Annotated in this window: 4 protein-coding genes and 4 tRNA genes; 2 read left to right on the top strand and 6 right to left on the bottom strand. The window is 52.1% G+C overall.

All coding sequences use genetic code 11. The features are described from left to right. Positions 1-224: 224 nt before the first annotated feature. Positions 225-301: transfer RNA gene (locus ACQKP2_RS31850), tRNA-Arg, on the bottom strand. A gap of 623 nt (positions 302-924) precedes the next feature. On the opposite strand from ACQKP2_RS31850, the gene ACQKP2_RS31845 reads away from it, so the two are divergent. Further along, a complete protein-coding gene (locus tag ACQKP2_RS31845; RefSeq protein ID WP_003178899.1) occupies positions 925-1251 on the top strand; it encodes an Arc family DNA-binding protein in 327 nt (108 codons plus the stop codon). 94 nt (positions 1252-1345) lie between these two features. On the opposite strand, the gene mgtE is transcribed toward ACQKP2_RS31845, so the two are convergent. Beyond that, on the bottom strand, positions 1346-2788 hold the full coding sequence (gene mgtE / locus ACQKP2_RS31840; RefSeq protein ID WP_427582244.1) for a magnesium transporter: 1443 nt from the start codon (positions 2786-2788) through the stop codon (positions 1346-1348). Positions 2789-3108: 320 nt separating this feature from the next. On the opposite strand from mgtE, the gene ACQKP2_RS31835 reads away from it, so the two are divergent. Next, positions 3109-3627, top strand: coding sequence for a cell envelope protein SmpA (locus ACQKP2_RS31835; protein ID WP_427582243.1), 519 nt, complete (start codon positions 3109-3111; stop codon positions 3625-3627). Between the two features lie 19 nt (positions 3628-3646). Here the strand turns inward: ACQKP2_RS31835 and ACQKP2_RS31830 are convergent. The 4 genes from ACQKP2_RS31830 to csrA form a co-directional block, all read right to left on the bottom strand. Next, a tRNA-Arg gene (locus ACQKP2_RS31830) sits at positions 3647-3723 on the bottom strand. A gap of 72 nt (positions 3724-3795) precedes the next feature. After that, a tRNA-Arg gene (locus ACQKP2_RS31825) sits at positions 3796-3872 on the bottom strand. 106 nt (positions 3873-3978) lie between these two features. After that, a tRNA-Ser gene (locus tag ACQKP2_RS31820) sits at positions 3979-4069 on the bottom strand. Positions 4070-4131: 62 nt separating this feature from the next. Continuing rightward, positions 4132-4320 (bottom strand): carbon storage regulator CsrA, encoded by a 189-nt coding sequence (gene csrA / locus ACQKP2_RS31815; protein ID WP_002554426.1) that lies wholly within the window; start codon positions 4318-4320, stop codon positions 4132-4134. Positions 4321-4576 lie beyond the last annotated feature (256 nt).

The following is a 4576-nucleotide window of genomic DNA, read 5'->3' as shown; positions in this document are numbered from 1 at the left end:
TTGCAAGGAGTTTTCCGTTTCGACTGCGCCGGAAGTGGGGCGAATTATAGAGATCTGAAATCTGCCGTCAACACTTAATTTCAGTTTTCTTTCAAATCAGCCGAATGATGGAAAAGATGCGCTTTGCCGGCACCTATACAACCTATATAGAAGAAGCAAAAACTGAACGTGACTACACAGCCGCGACCACAAGAGCCGAAAGATCAGGAGAGAAAGAAGAAATATGGTGTCCCAGGGCAGGTTCGAACTGCCAACCTTCCCCTTAGGAGGGGGATGCTCTATCCAATTGAGCTACTGAGACACAGGCTGCTCGCGAGAACACGCGGAGCGATGGACGGCAAGCATGTTAACGGGCATGACCACCTTTGTCATGTCGTCCGTTGACTTTTTACGTGTAGGCAGCCGCCTCCACAAGACCACGCAGCCTGACAGGCCACCTGGAAACAGATTACGAAAAGCCTTCCTGAAGCACACAACCATCCGACAAACAGAATTCCCTCCACCACACCAGAACGCCCCCAACACAAAAGGCCGTCTGCCATCCATCCTAAAAAGCCTTCTCTTTATAGGCACCTCTAGCAAATCGGCCATTTGCCACTATCCTTTAAAAGCAAGGAACAGCGATCGAATTCGCATGATATGCCCCTTGGACATTTTGACATCGACTACCGGGCAGAGGACGCAGTCAGCAATACGGACCGGCTGGCTTTCCAAACCAGTCCGTATTTCTGATAATTGGTGCTGGCATAACGCCTTTATCCAGTTCAATATTTGTCACAGAATTGACGCCAATGATCTGGCAACTTTGAGGCATGATGCGGGCCTCTATCAATTCAGGTTGAACATTTGGCCACAACGCTTGTCCTACCAGACATCGTGCGGCTGATCCCGAGAACCGCTCCCCTGAACTAACCGGTTAAATATATGCGCCCATTGAAACAGGCAATTTATTCCAGCCGTACGGCTGACAAGTTCGTCGTACGTCTGCCAGACGGAATGCGTGAACGCATTGCCGAAGTGGCTCGCAACCATCATCGCAGCATGAACTCAGAAATCATCGCACGCCTTGAGCAGAGCCTTATTCAGGAAGGTGCGCTGGGTGAAGAGCTGAGCATGCGCCTGGACAGCCCCGAGCTGTCACTGCACGAGCGTGAATTGCTGCAACGCTTCCGGCAACTTTCCCATCGCCAGCAAAACGCCCTGGTTTCATTGATAGCCCATGATGCCGAAATGGCCGCTGACGCGTCCTGATTCACATCGAAAACCCAAGCCAGCCTGATCGCTGGCTTTTTTTTGCCCAAAATTCGAGCAAAAAAAACCCGCCGAAAGGCGGGTTTTAGAAAAGTCAGAGTAGAAAGACAGTAGCCAAACCGAGAAAGATGAAAAAACCTCCACTGTCAGTCATTGCAGTGATCATTACGCTCGACCCCATCGCCGGGTCACGCCCAAGCCGTGCGAGCGTCATCGGTATCAAGACGCCCATCAAGGCTGCGAGCAACAGATTCAACGTCATGGCAGCCGTCATCACAACCCCCAACGACCAACTGCCATAAAGCAGGTAGGCAACGATACCGATCACGCCACCCCAAATCAGGCCATTAATGAGCGCTACCGCCAATTCCTTACGCATGAGTCGCGACGTATTACCGGTACTCACCTGATCCAGTGCCATGGCCCGAACGATCATGGTAATCGTCTGATTGCCAGAGTTACCACCGATACCGGCTACGATCGGCATCAATGCTGCAAGCGCCACCAGCTTCTCGATGGAACCCTCAAACAGACCAATCACCCGGGACGCCACGAATGCGGTGATCAGGTTGACCGCCAACCATGCCCAACGGTTTCTCAATGATTTCCAAACCGATGCAAAGATATCCTCTTCTTCACGCAGACCCGCCATGTTGAGAACTTCACTTTCGCTCTCTTCGCGAATCAGGTCGACCATCTCATCGATAGTCAGTCGGCCGATCAACTTGCCATTCTTATCGACTACGGGCGCAGAAATCAGGTCGTAACGCTCAAACGCCTGGGCAGCATCGTATGCTTCTTCGTCGGGATGAAAGCTCACCGGATCACTGGCCATGACCTCGGAAACCTGCTTTTCCGGATCATTGACCAGCAACCGCTTGATCGGCAGCACGCCCTTGAGAACGCCGTCGTAGTCGACCACGAACAGCTTGTCCGTATGACCAGGCAACTCCTTGAGACGGCGCAGGTATCGCAATACCACTTCAAGACTGACATCCTCACGAATGGTCACCATCTCGAAGTCCATCAATGCACCGACCTGATCCTCGTCATAGGACAGGGCTGAACGCACGCGCTCCCTTTGCTGGGCATCGAGGGTTTCCATCAGCTCATGAACGACATCTCGCGGCAGCTCTGAGGCCAGGTCAGCGAGTTCGTCGGCGTCCATGTCCTTGGCTGCAGCCAGCAACTCGTGATCATCCATGTCGGCGATCAGCGATTCACGGACCGAATCGGAAACTTCGAGAAGAATGTCGCCGTCGCGATCTGCCTTGACCAGCTGCCAGAGCGTCAGACGATCATCCAGCGGCAACGCCTCGAGAATGTAGGCGACGTCGGCGGAGTGCAGATCATCGAGCTTGCGCTGCAACTCAACGAGATTCTGCCGATGGACCAGGTTCTCGACCCGATCATGATGCGGGCCTTCCTGGCGGTGAGTCAGATCTTCAACCACTCGCTGACGCTGCAACAGCTCAACAACTTGAGCGAGGCGGTCCTGCAAGCTTTCCTGCGTTTTCTTTACTTCAACTTCAGACATAGGCGAACTCCACTCCCAGCAGTGGAACACGCCGGAAGGATCAATCAGTCAATTCATGATTGGAAAATCGGTTTACTGAGTAACTACTGGGTAAGTCCATGGAGGTATTCCACAAGCCCCGGCGGGGCTGACGGGCGCAATGATACACCGCCTGAAGCTTTGAAATGTTAAAAAATCACGTCTGAAACAATCGCTTGCAAGACAAACTTGAGCGCCGCACTGATGCTTCTATCTGCGACGACTCATCCTGAAAAGAAAACACACCACAAAGGAGAAATGCGACAACTACGCTTGAACACAATCGTCATGGAGGACGCTCAATGCCATCAACAATGCGGTGTTTTCTATCTATTCTCCTGCTCTGCCCTTCCTGGACATTCGCCACAATCATTCATCGGTGCGAAGCAGCCAGCGGCCACGTCACCTTCACCACCATGAGCTGCGCAGCCGACGAAAGCCTTTCGCTTCAAGATGTACGAACGTTTACCCCGGGGAGCGCGACTAACGCGCTAATGCCTGAAGCCGAGCAACACAAACCTTCGGTTACGCCCGCCAGGCAAAGCGACCCAATCGCGGTCGGAAAATCTGAGGATAGATGTGGAAACATGATTACCGCCAGTGAGCGGCGCAAAGCAATCATCAATCAGCGGATCATCGCTGGCATGAGCCAACAAGATGTCGAAAGCGCTTTTGGAAAACCTGACAAGATCAGCATTCGGAACTCAAGCACAAAATACAGCTACGAGAGCAAGCGAGGTCGCACTGCACAAATTGAGTTCGACGAGAAAGGGTGCACGAAAGGAAAAGCCAAATCCAAGACGGCAAAAAGCCCGCATTAAATGCGGGCTTTTTGTTGTATGGTGCACTCGACAGGATTCGAACCTGTGACCGCTCGGTTCGTAGCCGAGTACTCTATCCAGCTGAGCTACGAGTGCATTTTGTGTTTTTAGACCAGACCACAACTGGTTGAAGCAAAGTTATCTACATCACTGCAAACAACTCGTAAATGGTGCACTCGACAGGATTCGAACCTGTGACCGCTCGGTTCGTAGCCGAGTACTCTATCCAGCTGAGCTACGAGTGCATTTGTTGCCGCGCATTATAGGCCGTCAAATCTTTTACAACGCTCTTTTTCCAGTATTTCAAACAACCTACAGAAAAAGCCAGATTACAACGTACTAAGCAAATAATGGCGGAGAACGGGGGATTCGAACCCCCGACACCCTTTTGAGGTGTACTCCCTTAGCAGGGGAGCGCCTTCGGCCACTCGGCCAGCTCTCCGCAACACGGGGCGTATATTAACCACCTTCTTCCCCGTTTGCAAACATAAAAATCGATAAAAATTAATGGCTTGGTTCTTCGTCCTTCTCTTTCTTGATACGCAGGTAGATTTCCTCACGATGGACAGCCACCTCTTTAGGGGCGTTCACACCGATGCGCACTTGATTTCCTTTGACGCCGAGCACGGTCACGGTGATTTCGCCATCACCGATAATCAGGCTTTCTGCGCACCGACGAGTCAGAATCAGCATACCTTTCTCCTCACGCATTACATTTCAGGGGTAACAGTCTGCAAAAAAAAGGCACTCGAGCCACAACCAGAACGGTCGCGGCCTACATGCCTGAGTATTGACTAGCGCGAGCAAAAGAACAGCTCGTGGGTCACGCCATTCAAAAAACAAAGGGCGCGGTCAGACTTGAACAACCACGTAACGGCTTCCGGGCGGGTCTTCCCTTCGGTCGATATCAGAATCGTCGACGATGAGGATGTGGAAGTCCCGATCGGCG

Origin of the sequence: Pseudomonas sp. NPDC089569 (assembly GCF_050280625.1) — a bacterium.
Classification (GTDB): domain Bacteria; phylum Pseudomonadota; class Gammaproteobacteria; order Pseudomonadales; family Pseudomonadaceae; genus Aquipseudomonas.
Note: the sequence above shows the minus strand (reverse complement) of the source record. Positions and strands in the feature narration are given on the sequence as shown.